Source organism: Pseudomonas sp. XP2 (genome assembly GCF_053557975.1).
The window spans coordinates 67516-83666 of sequence record NZ_JBNRIK010000026.1 but is presented as its reverse complement, the minus strand read 5'-3'; the positions used below and the strand labels follow the sequence as shown (position 1 = coordinate 83666).

General features: G+C 62.6%; 15 protein-coding genes and 1 pseudogene. 11 read left to right on the top strand and 5 right to left on the bottom strand.

All coding sequences use genetic code 11. The annotated features are described in order from the left end of the window. Positions 1-138 precede the first annotated feature (138 nt). Both ACK1VC_RS23140 and ACK1VC_RS23135 read right to left on the bottom strand, forming a co-directional pair. Positions 139-1632 (bottom strand): CoA-acylating methylmalonate-semialdehyde dehydrogenase, encoded by a 1494-nt coding sequence (locus tag ACK1VC_RS23140; protein WP_016484772.1) that lies wholly within the window; start codon positions 1630-1632, stop codon positions 139-141. Positions 1633-1705: 73 nt separating this feature from the next. Continuing rightward, entirely contained in the window at positions 1706-3052 is a 1347-nt protein-coding gene (locus tag ACK1VC_RS23135) for an aspartate aminotransferase family protein (RefSeq protein ID WP_016484771.1), read from the bottom strand. A 115-nt stretch (positions 3053-3167) separates the two neighbouring features. On the opposite strand from ACK1VC_RS23135, the gene ACK1VC_RS23130 reads away from it, so the two are divergent. The 5 genes from ACK1VC_RS23130 to ACK1VC_RS23110 all read left to right on the top strand — a co-directional run bounded on the left by ACK1VC_RS23130 (position 3168) and on the right by ACK1VC_RS23110 (position 7526). Further along, on the top strand, positions 3168-4088 hold the full coding sequence (locus ACK1VC_RS23130; protein ID WP_024717596.1) for a LysR family transcriptional regulator: 921 nt from the start codon (positions 3168-3170) through the stop codon (positions 4086-4088). 90 nt (positions 4089-4178) lie between these two features. Then, positions 4179-4841, top strand: coding sequence for a TetR/AcrR family transcriptional regulator (locus ACK1VC_RS23125; protein ID WP_016484769.1), 663 nt, complete (start codon positions 4179-4181; stop codon positions 4839-4841). A 9-nt stretch (positions 4842-4850) separates the two neighbouring features. Then, a complete protein-coding gene (locus ACK1VC_RS23120) occupies positions 4851-5435 on the top strand; it encodes an IMPACT family protein (protein ID WP_016484768.1) in 585 nt (194 codons plus the stop codon). 370 nt (positions 5436-5805) lie between these two features. Beyond that, positions 5806-6492, top strand: a complete 687-nt coding sequence (locus ACK1VC_RS23115) for an SDR family oxidoreductase (RefSeq protein WP_016484767.1) — start codon at positions 5806-5808, stop codon at positions 6490-6492. A gap of 86 nt (positions 6493-6578) precedes the next feature. Next, complete coding sequence (locus ACK1VC_RS23110; RefSeq protein ID WP_016484766.1) at positions 6579-7526, top strand: adenosine deaminase; 948 nt, start codon at positions 6579-6581, stop codon at positions 7524-7526. A gap of 19 nt (positions 7527-7545) precedes the next feature. Here the strand turns inward: ACK1VC_RS23110 and ACK1VC_RS23105 are convergent, their stop codons facing one another. Beyond that, on the bottom strand, positions 7546-8259 hold the full coding sequence (locus ACK1VC_RS23105; protein ID WP_016484765.1) for an ArsR/SmtB family transcription factor: 714 nt from the start codon (positions 8257-8259) through the stop codon (positions 7546-7548). 489 nt (positions 8260-8748) lie between these two features. On the opposite strand from ACK1VC_RS23105, the gene ACK1VC_RS23100 reads away from it, so the two are divergent. After that, on the top strand, positions 8749-8946 hold the full coding sequence (locus ACK1VC_RS23100; protein WP_080640992.1) for a hypothetical protein: 198 nt from the start codon (positions 8749-8751) through the stop codon (positions 8944-8946). Here the strand turns inward: ACK1VC_RS23100 and ACK1VC_RS23095 are convergent. Together ACK1VC_RS23095 and ACK1VC_RS23090 are read right to left on the bottom strand one after the other, a co-directional pair. Next, positions 8897-10078 carry a multidrug effflux MFS transporter gene (locus ACK1VC_RS23095; protein WP_016484764.1) on the bottom strand — a complete coding sequence of 394 codons (1182 nt, stop codon included), beginning with the start codon at positions 10076-10078 and terminating at the stop codon, positions 8897-8899. The genes ACK1VC_RS23100 and ACK1VC_RS23095 overlap by 50 nt on opposite strands. Positions 10079-10322: 244 nt before the next feature. Next, positions 10323-10520 (bottom strand): heavy-metal-associated domain-containing protein, encoded by a 198-nt coding sequence (locus ACK1VC_RS23090; RefSeq protein ID WP_016484763.1) that lies wholly within the window; start codon positions 10518-10520, stop codon positions 10323-10325. Positions 10521-10665: 145 nt separating this feature from the next. Between ACK1VC_RS23090 and ACK1VC_RS23085 the strand changes: the two genes are divergently transcribed. From ACK1VC_RS23085 to ACK1VC_RS23065, 5 genes and pseudogenes are all read left to right on the top strand, one after another. After that, complete coding sequence (locus ACK1VC_RS23085) at positions 10666-11052, top strand: hypothetical protein (RefSeq protein WP_016484762.1); 387 nt, start codon at positions 10666-10668, stop codon at positions 11050-11052. A 52-nt stretch (positions 11053-11104) separates the two neighbouring features. Beyond that, positions 11105-13504, top strand: coding sequence for a heavy metal translocating P-type ATPase (locus ACK1VC_RS23080; protein ID WP_191087236.1), 2400 nt, complete (start codon positions 11105-11107; stop codon positions 13502-13504). Then, entirely contained in the window at positions 13501-13911 is a 411-nt protein-coding gene (gene cueR / locus ACK1VC_RS23075) for a Cu(I)-responsive transcriptional regulator (RefSeq protein ID WP_016484760.1), read from the top strand. The genes ACK1VC_RS23080 and cueR overlap by 4 nt, the downstream gene beginning before the upstream one ends. A 166-nt stretch (positions 13912-14077) precedes the next feature. Continuing rightward, positions 14078-15163 (top strand): annotated as a pseudogene (locus ACK1VC_RS23070) (cache domain-containing sensor histidine kinase); the annotation flags it as partial. A 90-nt stretch (positions 15164-15253) separates the two neighbouring features. After that, positions 15254-16021 (top strand): methyl-accepting chemotaxis protein, encoded by a 768-nt coding sequence (locus ACK1VC_RS23065; RefSeq protein ID WP_371855233.1) that lies wholly within the window; start codon positions 15254-15256, stop codon positions 16019-16021. Positions 16022-16151: the final 130 nt, after the last annotated feature.

Here is a 16151-nt window from a genome sequence, read left to right as displayed (position 1 = left end):
GTCGTTCCGATGTCGCTGGAAGTGGGGCGCATTATAAGGGGATTCAGAAGGGCGTCAACCTTTAATTTCAAGAAACCCTGATATTGCTGAAAAACAAAGCGGGGAGGCCTTTCGGCCTCCCCGCGTTATTGACCTACCTTAAAGGCTAGGGAATGCAAACTGCGACGCTTCATGGCTGGAACGCTGCGGCCAGCGCTGGGTAATCGCTTTGCGACGGGTATAGAAGCGCACCCCATCCGGCCCATAAGCATGCAGATCACCGAACAGCGAACGCTTCCAGCCGCCAAAGCTGTGATAGGCCACCGGGACCGGCAGCGGCACGTTTACACCGACCATGCCCACTTCGATCTCGTCGCAGAACAGGCGCGCCGCTTCACCGTCACGGGTAAAGATGCAGGTACCGTTGCCATACTCGTGATCATTGATCAGCTGCATGGCCTGCTCCAGGCTGTTCACACGCACTACACACAGCACCGGGCCAAAGATCTCTTCTTTATAGATGCGCATCTGCGGGGTCACCTTGTCGAACAGGGTGCCACCCACGAAGTAGCCATCTTCATTGCCGGCCACACGCAAACCACGGCCATCTACCACCAGCTTGGCACCAGCAGCAACACCGTCATCGATATAACCCACTACCTTGTCACGGGCAGCAGCAGTCACCAGAGGGCCCATGTCCAGGCCACACGAGGTGCCGGCACCAATCTTCAGTGCCTTGATCTGCGGCTCCAGTTTGGCAATCAGGGCATCGGCCACCTGATCGCCCACGCAGACCGCCACCGAAATAGCCATGCAACGCTCGCCGCACGAACCGTAGGCGGCACCCATCAGTGCGCTGACGGCGTTGTCCAGGTCGGCATCCGGCATCAGTACTGCGTGGTTCTTCGCGCCACCCAAGGCTTGTACGCGCTTGCCGCGCTTGGTGCCTTCGGCATAGATGTATTCGGCGATCGGCGTTGAACCGACGAAGCTCAGTGCTTTTACTTCAGGCGCTTCGATCAGCGCATCCACCGCTTCCTTGTCGCCGTGCACCACGTTCAGGATGCCCTTCGGCAGGCCGGCTTCCAGCAGCAGCTGGGCGATGTACAGGGTCGAGCTCGGGTCACGCTCGGAAGGCTTGAGGATGAAAGCGTTGCCGCAGGCGATAGCCAGGGGGTACATCCACAGCGGCACCATGGCCGGGAAGTTGAACGGGGTGATGCCAGCGACCACGCCCAACGGCTGGAAGTCGGACCAGGCATCGATGTTCGGGCCGACGTTGCGGCTGTACTCGCCCTTCAACACTTCTGGTGCTGCGCAGGCGAACTCAACGTTCTCGATACCGCGCTTCAGTTCGCCGGCTGCGTCTTCCAGGGTCTTGCCATGCTCTTCGCTGATCATCTGCGAAATCTTGGCTTCGTTCTGCTCCAGCAATTGCTTGAAGCGGAACATCACCTGGGCGCGCTTGGCCGGCGGGGTGTTGCGCCAGGCCGGGAAGGCCGCTTTGGCGGAGTCGATCGCTTCTTGCACGGTCGCGCGGCTGGCCAATTCAACCTTGCGCACAGCCTGGCCGGTGGACGGGTTGAAGACATCGGCGGTGCGCTCACCCTTGGAAACCAGCTCGCCATGGATCAGGTGCTGAACAATGCTCATGCAAAACTCCAGATAAAGAAGGTAAATGCAGGCGCGGGACACGTGCACGCGCCTGGCATCAAAATCGGAAAGATCAGTCGATCAGGTTCAGGTTTTCGCCAACGGCGTCGAACAGGCGATCCAGTTGCTGCGGCGTGGTGTTGAATGTTGGGCCGAACTGCAAGGTGTCGCCACCGAAGCGTACATAGAAGCCTGCCTTCCACAACTTCATCGCCACTTCGTAAGGGCGGACAATGGCATCACCGTCACGGGCGGCGATCTGAATGGCGCCGGCCAAGCCGTAGTTACGGATATCAACGACGTTTTTGGTGCCTTTCACGCCGTGCAGCAGCTTCTCGAAGTGCGGCGCCAGCTCGGCGGCGGACTGCACCAGGTTTTCCTTCTGCAACAGGTCCAGCGCGGCGATACCGGCGGCGCAGGCTACCGGGTGAGCCGAATAGGTGTAGCCGTGCGGGAATTCTACGGCGTATTCAGGGGTCGGCTGGTTCATGAAAGTCTGATAGATCTCGCTGCTGGCAATCACCGCGCCCATCGGGATGGCGCCGTTGGTTACCTGCTTGGCGATGCACATCAGGTCCGGGGTCACGCCGAACGCTTCGGCGCCGGTCATCGCCCCCATGCGGCCGAAGCCGGTGATCACTTCGTCGAAGATCAGCAGGATGTTGTGCTGGGTGCAGATTTCACGCAGGCGCTTCAGGTACCCCTTCGGCGGCGGCAGTACACCGGCCGAGCCGGCCAGCGGCTCAACGATCACCGCAGCGATGTTGGAGGCATCGTGCAGCTCGATCAGCTTGAGCATTTCGTCCGCCAGGGCAATACCGCCCTCTTCTGGCAGCCCCTTGGAGAAGGCGTTCACCGGCAGTACGGTGTGAGGCAGGTGGTCGACATCAAGCAACTGGCCGAACATCTTGCGGTTACCGTTGACGCCACCCAGGCTGGTACCAGCGATGTTCACGCCGTGATAGCCACGGGCACGGCCAATGATCTTGGTCTTGGTCGCCTGGCCTTTCAGGCGCCAGTAGGCACGGACCATCTTCAGCGCGGTATCGGCGCACTCGGAACCGGAGTTGGTATAAAAGACGTGATTCAGTTCACCAGGGGTCAGCTGGGTGATCTTCTCGGCCAGCTGGAACGACAGCGGGTGGCCAAACTGAAACGCCGGAGAGTAATCCAGAGTACTCAGCTGGCGGGTCACCGCGTCGGTGATTTCCTTGCGGGTGTGCCCGGCGCCGCAGGTCCACAGACCCGACAGGGCATCAAAGATCTTGCGCCCTTGGTCATCGACCAGATAGTTGCCTTCGGCCGCCACGATCAACCGTGGGTCACGGTGGAAGTTGCGGTTGGCGGTGTAGGGCATCCAGTGGGCATCCAGCTTGAGCTGGCTGGCGATACCGACGGTAGCGGTTTCGGGCATGTTCATCGGCGGTTCCTCGAAAGACGATTAGGCAACGATGGATGTTGTTGCAGCTAAATTGGCACGGCGATAAAGTCCGAAAAAGCCAACATTTCTAATCTTCAGACAGGCCGTGACTAAACTGATGAGCCGACGCCCCGATCCACTCGCCCAAGTCAGCGATTTCGACATCCGCTTGCTGAAGATCTACCGCAGCGTGGTCGAATGCGGCGGCTTCTCGGCCGCCGAAAACGTGCTGGGCATTGGCCGCTCGGCCATCAGCCAGCAAATGAACGACCTTGAGCAACGCCTGGGGTTGCGCCTGTGCCAGCGCGGCCGCGCCGGTTTCTCGCTGACCGAGGAAGGCCGCGAGGTCTACCATTCGGCACTGCAACTGCTAAGCGCCCTGGAAAGCTTTCGCACCGAGGTAAACGGCCTGCACCAGCACTTGCGTGGCGAATTGAACATTGGCCTTACCGATAACCTGGTCACCCTGCCGCACATGCGCATCACCCATGCCCTGGCCGAACTCAAGGACCGTGGGCCCGAGGTGCGTATCCAGATCCGCATGATCGCCCCCAGCCAGGTCGAACATGGCGTGCTCGACGGCAGCCTGCATGTCGGTGTGGTACCCCAGACCAGCCCGCTGTCGGGCCTTGAGTACCAACCGTTGTACAGCGAACGCTCGCTGTTGTATTGCGCCGTTGGGCACCCGCTGTTCTATGCCGATGACCAGCAGGTCGACGACGACCGCCTCAACAGCCAGGAAGCCATTACCCCCACCTTCCGCCTGCCAGCCGACATCCAGGCCCATTACCAGGCGTTGAACTGCACGGCCAGTGCTTCGGACCGCGAAGGCATGGCGTTTCTGATCCTCACCGGGCGCTACATCGGCTACCTGCCCGACCACTACGCCACGTTCTGGGTGCAGCAAGGCCGCTTGCGTGCCCTCAAACCCCAACAGCGCTTCTATGACCTGAGCCTGAGCTGGGTAACCCGCAAGGGCCGGCGGCCGAACCTGGTCCTGGAAAGCTTCCTGGAGAGCCTGGCTGCGACACGTTGATGCCAGTCTCTGCCGCAAACGCTTGTCACTTCGGCGCAGGCAGGTAATCTTGTCCGACAGCCGCAGCCACTGACCCGTACGGAATCGTCCATGACCCTAGAAGTCCCTGCGCACCGCCTCTCCGCCTCGGGCAAGCCCGCGGGCCGAATCCGCCAGAAAAACGAACAGGCCATTATCCAGGCAGCCGAAGACGAGTTCGCTCGCCATGGGTTCAAGGGCACCAGCATGAACACCATCGCCCTCAAGGCGGAACTGCCCAAGGCCAACCTGCACTACTACTTCACCAACAAGCTGGGCCTGTACATTGCCGTGCTCAGCAACATCATCGAATTGTGGGACAGCACCTTCAACGCCTTGAGCGTCGATGACGACCCGGGGGAAGCCCTGAGCCAGTACATCCGCACCAAGATGGAGTTCTCCCGGCGCAACCCACAGGCTTCGCGGATTTTCGCCATGGAAGTGATCAGCGGCGGCACCTGCCTGACCGAATACTTCAGTGCCGACTACCGCGAGTGGTTCCGTGGCCGGGCTGCCGTGTTCCAGGCGTGGATCGATGCGGGCAAGATGGACCCGGTCGATCCGGTGCACCTGATCTTCCTGCTGTGGGGGAGTACCCAGCACTACGCCGACTTCGCCACCCAGATCTGCCAGGTCACCGGCCGCAGCCGCCTGACCAAGCAGGACATGGAAGAGGCGAGCAACAACCTTATCCACATCATTCTGAAGGGCTGCGGCATCAAGCCGGCTGTGTAACCGTCATTTATGCCTTCTACCCTGCTCGACCTCTGCGAATACCGCGAGGAAATACGCAAAAGCCGCTTCATCACCCTTGCCGGGCCGATCAGCAGTGCTGCCGATGCGATGAGTTTCATCGAACGCCACAGCGACCTGGCTGCCACTCACAACTGCTGGGCCTGGAAGCTCGGCGCGCAGTACCGCAGCAGCGATGACGGCGAACCCGGCGGGACCGCAGGCAGGCCGATCCTGGCCGCTATCGAAGCGCAGGACTGCGACCAGGTCGTGGTGCTGGTGATCCGCTGGTACGGCGGCATCCAGCTGGGCACTGGTGGCCTGGCCAGGGCCTATGGCGGCGGCGCCAACAAGTGCCTGCAACAGGCGCCCAAGCGGCTGCTGGTGCAGCGCAGCGAATTCACCTGCAGCTGCAGTTTCAGCGAACTTGCGCTGGTAAAACTTCGGCTGGCGGAGGTCGACGGCCTGGTACTGGATGAACAGTTCACTGCCAATGGCGTCGACCTGCTGATTGCACTCGGTGACGCCCACCTGGCGCCGCTGCAGCAGCAACTGGCTGACCTGAGCCGCGGGCGCATCCTGCTCGAAGCACGCTGAACATTGCCCACAACAACTGTGGGCCCGCCTGTGGATAAGCTTGGGGCAATCGCTTGCAGGCTACTGTTTTCATAGCCTGCAGAGCTTTGATCATATTTTGATCACCGTTTGATGACAGCCGCAAAGTGCTGAAAGCCCAAGAGTTATCCCCAATACGCAACCCGACGGGCGGGCCTGCACCGCCCTGAGCTTGCACACAATAACTGTGGACCAGCTTGTGGATAACCCGTGCGCCAACAGGCGCAACGCCCGGCCAGGCAAGGCCCGGGGGCAGCTGATCACTTTTTATACAGCCATTGGCAAGGCAGTGACTGCCGCTGTGCATTATCCTCAATACCTTTCCTTACCACCGACCATGGAGCGCGTTCACATGGCTAACGCAAAAACCGCACTTATCATTGGCGCCTCGCGCGGGCTTGGCCTTGGCCTGGTGCAGCGCCTGAACGAAGACGGCTGGAACATCACCGCCACCGTGCGCAACCCGCAGCAACCCGGCGCCCTGGCAGACGTGCCTGGCGTGCGCATCGAACAGCTGGAAATGAACGACACCGCCCAGCTCGATGGCTTGCAACAACGCCTGCATGGCCAAGTGTTCGATCTGGTGTTCGTTAACGCGGGCGTCATGGGGCCCCTGCCGCAAAACCTGGAAACGGTACAGTGCAGCGACATCGGCGACTTGTTCATGACCAATGCCGTGGCCCCGATCCGCGTGGCCCGTCGCCTGGTGGGCCAGGTACGCGAAGGCAGCGGCGTGCTGGCCTTCATGAGTTCGATCCTGGGCAGCGTGACCATCCCCGACGGTGGTGAAATCTGCCTGTACAAGGCCAGCAAGGCAGCGCTGAACTCAATGATCAACAGCTTCGTGGTCGAGCAACAGCGCCCCGACCTGTGCGTACTGGCCATGCACCCAGGCTGGGTGAAAACCGACATGGGTGGCGAAAACGCCGAAATTGACGTGTTCACCAGCACCCGCGGCATGCTCGACCAGATCAATGCACAAAGCGGCACCGGCGGCCTGCGCTTCATCAACTACAAGGGCGAACCCTTGGTCTGGTGATTCACCGGGTCGCAGCCTGGCCGGGCGCAATGCCCGGCCAGGCCCTGTAGAATGGCGGCAACCGTACCTGATTGAGATGATCCACTATGTATGACTGGTTGAACGCCCTGCCCAAGGCCGAACTGCACCTGCACCTGGAGGGCTCGCTGGAGCCTGAGTTGCTGTTCGCCCTGGCCGAGCGCAACAAGATTGCCCTGCCCTGGGCCGATGTGGAGACCTTGCGCGGTGCCTATGCCTTCAACAACCTGCAGGAGTTCCTCGACCTGTATTACCAGGGCGCAGATGTGCTGCGTACCGAGCAGGACTTTTACGACCTGACCTGGGCCTACCTGCAACGCTGCAAAGCCCAGAACGTGATCCACACCGAACCGTTCTTCGACCCGCAAACACACACCGACCGCGGCATCCCCTTCGAGGTGGTGCTCAATGGCATCAACCAGGCGCTGAAGGATGGCCGCAAGCAGCTGGGCATCAGCAGTGGCCTGATCCTCAGTTTCCTGCGCCACCTCAGTGAAGAGGAAGCGCAAAAAACCCTCGACCAGGCCCTGCCGTTCCGCGAAGCGTTCATTGCCGTTGGCCTGGACAGCTCGGAAATGGGCCACCCGCCGAGCAAATTCCAGCGCGTTTTCGACCGTGCCCGCAACGAAGGCTTTGTTGCCGTTGCCCATGCCGGCGAAGAAGGCCCGCCCGAGTACATCTGGGAAGCGCTGGACCTGCTGCAAATCAAGCGTATCGACCACGGCGTACGCGCCATCGAAGACGAGCGCCTGATGCAACGCATCATCGATGAGCAGATCCCGCTCACAGTGTGCCCGCTGTCCAACACCAAGCTTTGCGTGTTCGACCATATGAGCCAGCACAACATCCTGGACATGCTGGAGCGCGGCGTGAAGGTCACGGTGAACTCGGACGACCCGGCCTACTTCGGCGGCTACGTGACGGAAAACTTCCACGCCCTGCACACCCATCTGGGCATGACTGAAGACCAGGCCCGTCGCCTGGCGCAGAACAGCCTGGATGCCCGGCTGGTCTGATTGCACGACGGCGTTGCGCTTACCCAACCTGCAACGTTGCCACGCGGGCTATGCGATTGATCTGCTGGATGCCCAGCGCCGAGATATGCAATGCCCGCGTGTCCTCGGCCTCACGCATCCAGCCCGATTGCAGGAATAGCCTGAACAGTGCCTGGCCCAGCACACCGCCCAAGTGCGGGGCCTGGTCGTCCCACTCGGTGCAACGGCAAATCACGCAACCACGTTGCTGGTGGGGCGCCAAGGCATCGATGTAGACCCCGACCGAGGCCAACTGTAAACGCCCCTCGTCACTGACCATCAACTGTCGACCGCTACCTTCCAGCCAGCCGGCCACCACCAGTCGATGGTACAGCTCGCTGGCCAGTTCCCCGCCAAGGTGATCGCCACAACGGCGCGCCCGGCGCATCGACATGGGCAGCGGTGAGACCGGCGCCTTGGCCCGCGCCCCTCTGGCGCTCTCCAACTGAACGCTGGCCAGGGCCTCCACGGCTGCCCCCACCTGCGGTGTCGCCAGGCGAAAATATCGCTTGCGGCCCCGCGCTTCATGCCTGAGCAAACCGGCCGACGACAGTAACGAAAGGTGCGCGCACGCCGATGACGAGGTCAGGCCGGTCATTATGGCGAGCTCATTGGCCAGCCGCGGCGTACCATCGATCAGTGCCCACAACATGGCACTACGCTTGGGGTCGGCCATCAGGCTGGCAATCTGGCTGATACTGCTGGCTGCGTTCATATCCCTGTAACTCCCTGCAAGTTCACTGTGTGGATGCGATGGCCAACTCTGGCAGGGCAGCGCCTCTCGCTGTCACTGGCCCGGGTCGCCAGTATAGGCCGCAGAAAACGCCGTTCAGGCGACCAGGTACCGACGCACCTACGGCGTAAAGCCACTGGGTATGCCTACCCATGGCAACCAGTGAAACGGCCTTGCAAAACTGCCCGAAGCCCGGTCAGTCAACGCTCTCACATACGCTCGCAATGGGGCTGAAATATCTTGATAAAAACAGACGCCCTGCAATTTCAGATACGGCCTACAGCGATGTTCCACAAATAGCGCGAAACGAAGCGAAGGTTCTGCAGATTTGCGGGCATTACGCCCAAAGCAGGAAACGTGGTGTGGAAAATGCGCCTGTCGACCGTCAGTCAGGACACGGATACAGCTCGTGGCAGGCTAGAGGGGCAGCGCTACACTTGAGCGGCTCCCCCCTTCTGGAGGTATGCCGCGATGAAAATTGTCGTCAGCGCATCGAGCCGAAACCCTGCCTGCCCCTGGCAGGTCCAGCTCGATCAACACGTGGTCAGTTTCCGCAGCGAGGCTGAGGCGCGGGCCTTTGTCGCCACGCTGGAAACCCGCCTGCAGGCACCTCACCCGCTTATGCGGGACGCCTGGCCTGCAAGCGCCGGGTCAGCAGCGCGACACTGACCGCCAGTGCACCGCACACGCTGATCACCATCGCCATCGGTACCGCACTGCCATCATGCAGCACACCGACCAGTGCCGCCGCCCCTGCGGCGACGCTGAACTGCAAGCAGCCCATCAGTGCCGAGGCGCTGCCAGCCCGCGCACCCTGCCCGCTCATCGCGCATGCAGAGGCGTTAGGGATGATGCAGCCCAGGCTGGCGATGCAGATGAATAGCGGTACCAGCAGCGGCCACAACTGTGTCGGCTGCAAGGCAGCCACACCCAACAGCGCCAGGCCTGCCGCCAGGTACACCCACACCCCGCGCGCCAACAGAAACGCCGGCCCACGCTTGGCCAACAAACGTGCATTCACCTGCGCCACCAGGATAAAGCCGGCAGCGTTGGTGCCGAACAGCCAGCCGTAGTGCTCGGCCGGCACGTCATACAGCTTGATGAACACGAAAGGCGAACCAGCGATGTAGGCAAACATGCCGGCAATGGCGATGCCGCCGGTCAACGCATGGCCAAGGAACAACCGGTCAGCCAGCAACCGCAGGTATTGGCGCAAAGCGCCAGACAGCGGCTGACGCGGCATGTGCGCAGGCAGGCTTTCCGGCAGGCCCAGGCTGACCGCCAGCAGGCAGCCGGCACTGAACAGGCTCAAGGCCAGGAAAATCGACTGCCAGCCCGCGAGGTTCACCAGCACCCCGCCCAGCATCGGTGCCAGGATCGGCGCCAGCCCCATGACCAGCATCAGTTGCGAAAACACCTTGGCCGAGGCCACCGGGTCGCACTTGTCGCTGACGATGGCCCGCGACAGCACCATGCCGGCACAACCACCCAAAGCCTGGACGAAGCGTGCCAGCACCAGGGTGTCGAGGTTGGGGGCATAGGCACAGGCCAGCGACGCCAGGGTGAACAGGGTTACCCCGAACATCAGCGGTATGCGCCGGCCAAAGCGGTCGGCTACCGGGCCATAGGCCAACTGGCCGATAGACAGGCCGAGGAAGTAGGCGGCCAAAGTGGCCTGGATGTGTTTTTCATCGGTGGCGAACGCCTGCGCCATGGCCGGGAAGGCGGGCAGGTAAAAGTCGATCGCCAAGGGCCCGAACGCACTGAGTGCACCCAGGATGAGCACCATTCGCAGGTTCATCAGGAATCCATAGCAGGCTAAGCAAGTGCACAATTCTACCTGCTGTGGGGCCTACCAGGCTGAAAACATTTGCAACAAACCTGCGCGTTGCGAGGACAACTGCCTCGCTCGGAACCTGAAAACTGCCGTAGTCCCTGTGGGACCGGGCGTGCCTGCGAATCAGGCAACGCGGTGGATGGCACCGGTTACGCCGGTGTTCGCGGGCACGCCCGCTCCCACAGGTGAGTCTCCCACTGGCAAGTCTTCAGGCGAGTTCGGCCTGATAACCTTCATCACGAATGGCGGTAAGGATCTGCTCCTGCCCCAGTTCACTCTGCACTCGTACCTGCTTGGCTGCCAGGTCGATCTCGACCTTGGCCGCTGCATCCTGCTCCTGCACCGCGCGGGTCACGGCTTTCACGCAATGGCCACAGGTCATGCCTTGTACATTGAACACTTGCATGGGGGTTGCCTCCTTCAGGTTTTCAACGAGTCTCAAGCTTGCCATCGGGGCAAGGTCAAGCCCTGCCAGCAACACCTGGGCTGGAAATCCGCGCCCGCGTCGGCCAAGCTTCGCGTTTGACGATCAGGCAAGCAGGAGATTCTTCATGTTCAGGGCAGCATTGGGCGTGGTCGGGCTATTGAGCACTCTGGCTGTGGTGCCACCGGCCAGCGCCGAGGGCAACTCGGACTACAGCGTACTGATCATCTCCCGGGAACGCCTGGAAGTGGCCACCAACTGCGAAATCGGCGTCTACCTCAACGATCAGCTTTCCGGGCGCGTGTTCCAGGAGCAGTCCACCTCCTTCAACCTGCCGCCCGGCCCGGTGGATGTGCGCCTGCGCCTGCTACCAGGGCAGGTGCCAGGCTGTGCACAGGGTATCGAAGATCAACGCAGCACACGTTTGAACTTGCAGTCGGGCCAGATCAACAAATACCGCATCGCCATGGGGCAATATGGGTTGGAGTTGAAGCGAGCCGGCCTGGGCTATTGACCTTACCTGCATGGCAAGGTTGATGCTGGAGGCCTGTCCAAGGAGGAGAGCCATGCCCGCATCCACCACGTATGACCTGCCGATCGCCGGCATGACCTGCGCCAGCTGTGCCGGCCGGGTCGAGCGCGCCCTGCGCAAGGTCACCGGCGCTGAACAGGTCAGCGTCAACCTCGCCACCGAACAGGCCCGGGTCCAGGCCCCGGCCAACAGCCTGCCCGCGCTGGTCGACGCCGTGCGCGAAGCCGGCTACAGCGTGCCCAGCCGTACTGTCGAATTGCAAATTGGCGGCATGACCTGCGCCAGCTGCGTCGGCCGCGTGGAGCGCGCCCTGGGCAAGCTGCCCGGGGTCGAGCAGGTCAGCGTCAACCTCGCCAGCGAACGCGCGCACCTCAAGGTGCTCGAGGCCCTCGACGATAACCTGCTGATCGACGCGGTGCAAAAGGCCGGCTATAGCGCCAGCCTGCCGCAAACGGTCAAAGACGAACAAAACGCTGCCCAGCGCAAATTGCGCAATGAGCGCCTGGCGGTCGGCGCCGCCTTGCTGTTGGCCCTGCCACTGGTACTGCCAATGCTGGTGCAGCCGTTCGGCCTGCACTGGATGTTGCCCGCGTGGGCGCAGTTCCTGCTGGCCACACCCGTGCAGTTCATACTCGGCGCACGCTTCTACGTAGCGGCCTGGAAGGCCGTGCGCGCCGGTGCCGGCAACATGGACCTGCTGGTGGCCCTGGGCACCAGCGCAGGCTACGGCTTGAGCCTGTACCAGTGGGCGCAGGCGCCTGCCGGCATGGTCCCACACCTGTACTTTGAGGCCTCGGCCGTGGTGATTGCCCTGGTGCTGCTGGGCAAGTACCTGGAGAGCCGTGCCAAACGCCAGACCGCGAGTGCCATCCGCGCTCTTGAAGCGCTGCGACCGGAACGCGCCGTGCGTATCGTCGACGGCCAGGAGCAAGATGTGGCCATCGCCCAGCTGCGCCTGGGCGACCTGGTACTGGTCAAGCCCGGCGAGCGGTTCCCGGTCGATGGTGTGGTCGAGGACGGCAGCAGCCATGCCGATGAAGCCCTGATCAGCGGCGAGAGCCTGCCGGTGCCCAAGCAACCCGGCGACAGTGTCACCGGTGGTGCCATCAATGGCGAAGGCCGGTTGCTGGTGCGCACCCAGGCGCTGGGCACCGAAACCGTGCTGGCCCGTATCATCCGCCTGGTCGAAGACGCCCAGGCCGCCAAGGCGCCGATCCAGAAGCTGGTCGACCGGGTCAGCCAAGTGTTCGTCCCGGCTGTGCTGGTGCTGGCACTGATCACCCTGATCGGCTGGTGGCTGGCCGGCGCACCGCTGGAAACCGCGCTGATCAACGCCGTAGCGGTGCTGGTCATCGCCTGCCCCTGCGCCCTTGGCCTGGCCACGCCTGCAGCAATCATGGCCGGCACCGGGGTTGCCGCCCGCCATGGCATCCTGATCAAGGACGCCGAAGCCCTGGAGCGTGCCCATGCGGTCAACTGCGTGGTCTTCGACAAGACCGGCACGCTTACCTCCGGCAGCCCACGGGTGGTCCACAGCCAGGCGCAAGTAGGCAGCAGTGCCGACCTGCACCGTCTGGCCGGTGCCCTGCAGCGCGGCAGCGAGCACCCACTGGCCAAGGCGGTGCTGGATGCCTGCGCCGATCAGGGGTTGGAGGTGCCAATTGTTACCGGCAGCCAATCGCTGACCGGTCGCGGCATCGCCGGGCGTGTAGAGAACCGCGAGCTCGCCCTGGGCAACCGCCGCCTGCTCGACGAAAGCGCTCTGCAGCCCGGTGACCTGGCCGCCAAGGCCCAGGCCTGGGAAGCAGAAGGGCGCACCCTGTCGTGGTTGATTGAACGCGGCACTCAACCTCGTGTGCTGGGCCTGTTCGCCTTTGGTGACAGCCTCAAGCTCGGCGCCGCGCAGGCTATCGACACCCTGCGCGCACAGCACATCAGCAGCCACCTGCTGACCGGCGACAACCGCGGCAGCGCCAACGTGGTGGCTGACGCCCTGGGCATCGATGATGTCCATGCCGAAGTGCTGCCCGCAGACAAGGCCGCCACCGTGGCTGCGCTCAAGCAAAATGGCGTGGTCGCCATGGTCGGCGATGGCATCAACGACGCCCCGGCCCTGGCCGCCGCCGATATCGGCATTGCCATGGGTGGCGGTACCGACGTGGCCATGCAGGCCGCCGGCATCACCCTGATGCGAGGTGACCCGCGCCTGGTGCCTGCAGCCCTGGAAATCAGCCGCAAGACCTACGCCAAGATCCGCCAGAACCTGTTCTGGGCGTTCATCTATAACCTGGTCGGCATCCCGCTGGCGGCGCTGGGTTACCTCAACCCGGTACTGGCCGGCGCCGCCATGGCCTTGTCCAGCGTCAGCGTGGTCAGCAACGCGCTGTGGCTCAAGGCATGGAAACCCACCAGCACCACCGAGGAGGCGCCATGAACATCGGCCAGGCCGCCCGCCGCAGCGGGCTTAGCACCAAGATGATCCGTTATTACGAATCCATCGGCCTGCTCAAGCCTGCCACGCGCAGCGACAGCGGCTACCGCCTGTACCAGGCAGAAGACTTGCACAGCCTGGCCTTCATCAAGCGGTCACGCGACTTGGGCTTTTCCCTGGAAGAGGTCGGCAAGCTGCTGACCCTGTGGCAAGACCGCCAACGTGCCAGCGCCGATGTGAAAGCGCTGGCCATGCAGCACATTAATGAGCTGAACCGGCGCATCGAAGAACTGGTGAGCCTGCGCGACACCCTCGGCGAGCTGGTTTCGCATTGCCAGGGGGACGACCGCCCGGACTGCCCTATCCTCAAAGACTTGGCCAATGGAGCTGCTGAAAGCTGCTGTCGCTGATCGTTCACCCGCGTTTGGTATGCCAAAAGTGTCCAAACACGACCGAATAGTCACCAACTGCGACTTTATCCAATAAATACGGGGGTTTTGCTTCATAAAACCGGGATGCTGCCGATGTATTGGCTACCTGCCTCGTGGGTCGACAATAAAAATTCCGGGAGCGTCGATGAGCATCAAACAGAAATTGACCTGGGCATTCGCGGTCATCGCCGGCTTGCCCATTGTCCTCGTGGCCACGCTGGTGGTCCTCAACCTGCGTGGCGAAGCCCGCGACGGATTCCTCGACGGTAGCAGCCGGGAAATCCGCCAGGTCAGCAACGCGATGAACATCTTCTTCCAGGGCATCAACCAGAACGTCGAGTACATGGCTTCCCAGCCAATGGTCGCTGCCACCGGCAGCGAGCTGAACAAGTACATGAGCGCCGCCCCGTCCTACGAACTGGGCGAGCAAGCCGGCAAGCTCCTTGATTTCATGACCCGTCTGGCCAACGCACACCCCTCCTATGCCTACCTCTCTTACGGGGTGAACGATGGCGGCTACACCGGCTGGCCAGCCGGGCAAAAGTTCGTCAATTACGACCCACGCACCCGCCCCTGGTACCAATTGGCCATGGCCAACCCGGGCAAGACCGTGCGTACCGGTGCCTACTACTGGGCCGCCGACGACGCGGTGCTGGTCAGCACCGTGCGGGCCGTGGCGAACCAGCTGGGCAACCCCGGCGGCGTGGTCAACATCGACGTATCGCTCAAGGGCCTGACCGAGATCGTCAAACAGATCAAGCTGGGTGAAAGCGGCTACCTGATGCTGGTTGAAAGCAACGGCAACGTCATGGTCGACCCTCGCGACGCCGCTCACAATTTCAAGCAGCTGGCCAGCTTCGGCGACGGTTATGCCGCACTGGCCAAGGCCGGCAAAGGCCTGGTGGAGGTCGAGCTCAATGGCGTGCGCTACATGGCTAACGTCTACCCCGACGAACAACTGGGCTGGACCTTCATCGGCCTGATCGAACAAAGCGAAGTGATGCAGAACACCACCCGGCTGACCTGGCTGATCGGCGTCATCGCCTTGGTGCTGGCCGTGCTGTTCGCCGTGGTCGGTGCGGCTTTCGCCAAACTGATCGTGCGCCCGATCAACAGCGTCACCAATGGCCTGGAAGACATTGCCCAAGGTGAAGGCGACCTGACCCGCAACCTGGAAATCCGTGGCCGCGACGAAACCGCGCAACTGGCCAGCTGGTTCAACCAGTTCCTCGGCGCCATTCGCAGCCTGATCCAGCACATCGGCGCTGCTGCCGGCAAGATCCTCAGCACCTCCAGCAGCTCCACCCGTGTTTCCAGCGACATGGCCGAAGCCGCAGGCCGCCAGCGCGAAGCCGTGGACATGGTGTCAACCGCCTTTCACGAAATGGTCGCCACCGCCAACGAAGTGGCGCGCTCCTGCAGCCAGGCGGCGCAGTCGGCCGACAGCGGTCAGCAGCAAGCCCGCGAAGGCCAGCAGCAGATCGATGCCGCGGTGCAAAGCGTCGACCGCCTGAGCCAGGAAATCGAACAATCTGCGCAGTCGATCCAGCAACTGGAGCGTGACAGCAACGCCATCCAGTCGATCCTCGGTACCATCCGCTCGATTGCCGAACAGACCAACCTGCTGGCCCTCAATGCTGCCATCGAAGCCGCCCGTGCCGGTGAACAGGGCCGTGGCTTTGCCGTGGTGGCCGACGAAGTGCGGGCCCTGGCCAAGCGCACTGCCGACTCCACTGCCGAAATCGACGGCCTGTTGGGTAACCTGGCCAGCCGCACGGCCGAAGTGGCCGAGCAGATGCATGCCAGCCTGGAAGTGTCGCAGCAGTCGGTGAGCCGTATCGGCCTGGCCCGCGACAGCTTCGGGCAAATCCGTGAGTCGGTGGATGTGATTCGTGACATGAACACGCAGATCGCCACGGCGGCCGAGGAACAACACCAGGTGGCCGAAGACATCAACCGGCACATCAGCCAGATCCACGGGGATGCGCAACTGGTGGCCGAACTGGCCCAGGCGGCGCGACAGGACTCCGAGAGCCTGGCTGGGCTGTCCAATGAACTGGACTCGCTGGTGCGCAGGTTCCGCACCTGATTGATGCATTGCCTGTACCGGCCCTGTCGCCGGCAAGCCAGCGCCCACTGGACCCCGCTGCCCTCAGGGGCTTTGCAATCCCAGTGGCAGCTGGCTTGCCGGCGAGAGGGCCGGTACAGGCAGACCATGC

Bases quoted from the DNA above. Each gene is read 5' to 3' on its own strand.
- ACK1VC_RS23110 (WP_016484766.1), top strand. From the start codon at position 6,579: ATGTATGACTGGTTGAACGCCCTGCCCAAGGCCGAACTGCACCTGCAC.
- ACK1VC_RS23115 (WP_016484767.1), top strand. From the start codon at position 5,806: ATGGCTAACGCAAAAACCGCACTTATCATTGGCGCCTCGCGCGGGCTT.
- ACK1VC_RS23105 (WP_016484765.1), bottom strand. From the start codon at position 8,259: ATGAACGCAGCCAGCAGTATCAGCCAGATTGCCAGCCTGATGGCCGAC.
- ACK1VC_RS23080 (WP_191087236.1), top strand. From the start codon at position 11,105: ATGCCCGCATCCACCACGTATGACCTGCCGATCGCCGGCATGACCTGC.
- ACK1VC_RS23065 (WP_371855233.1), top strand. From the start codon at position 15,254: ATGGCCGAAGCCGCAGGCCGCCAGCGCGAAGCCGTGGACATGGTGTCA.
- ACK1VC_RS23135 (WP_016484771.1), bottom strand. From the start codon at position 3,052: ATGAACATGCCCGAAACCGCTACCGTCGGTATCGCCAGCCAGCTCAAG.
- ACK1VC_RS23095 (WP_016484764.1), bottom strand. From the start codon at position 10,078: ATGAACCTGCGAATGGTGCTCATCCTGGGTGCACTCAGTGCGTTCGGG.
- ACK1VC_RS23125 (WP_016484769.1), top strand. From the start codon at position 4,179: ATGACCCTAGAAGTCCCTGCGCACCGCCTCTCCGCCTCGGGCAAGCCC.
- ACK1VC_RS23090 (WP_016484763.1), bottom strand. From the start codon at position 10,520: ATGCAAGTGTTCAATGTACAAGGCATGACCTGTGGCCATTGCGTGAAA.
- ACK1VC_RS23100 (WP_080640992.1), top strand. From the start codon at position 8,749: ATGAAAATTGTCGTCAGCGCATCGAGCCGAAACCCTGCCTGCCCCTGG.
- ACK1VC_RS23140 (WP_016484772.1), bottom strand. From the start codon at position 1,632: ATGAGCATTGTTCAGCACCTGATCCATGGCGAGCTGGTTTCCAAGGGT.
- cueR (WP_016484760.1), top strand. From the start codon at position 13,501: ATGAACATCGGCCAGGCCGCCCGCCGCAGCGGGCTTAGCACCAAGATG.
- ACK1VC_RS23085 (WP_016484762.1), top strand. From the start codon at position 10,666: ATGTTCAGGGCAGCATTGGGCGTGGTCGGGCTATTGAGCACTCTGGCT.
- ACK1VC_RS23120 (WP_016484768.1), top strand. From the start codon at position 4,851: ATGCCTTCTACCCTGCTCGACCTCTGCGAATACCGCGAGGAAATACGC.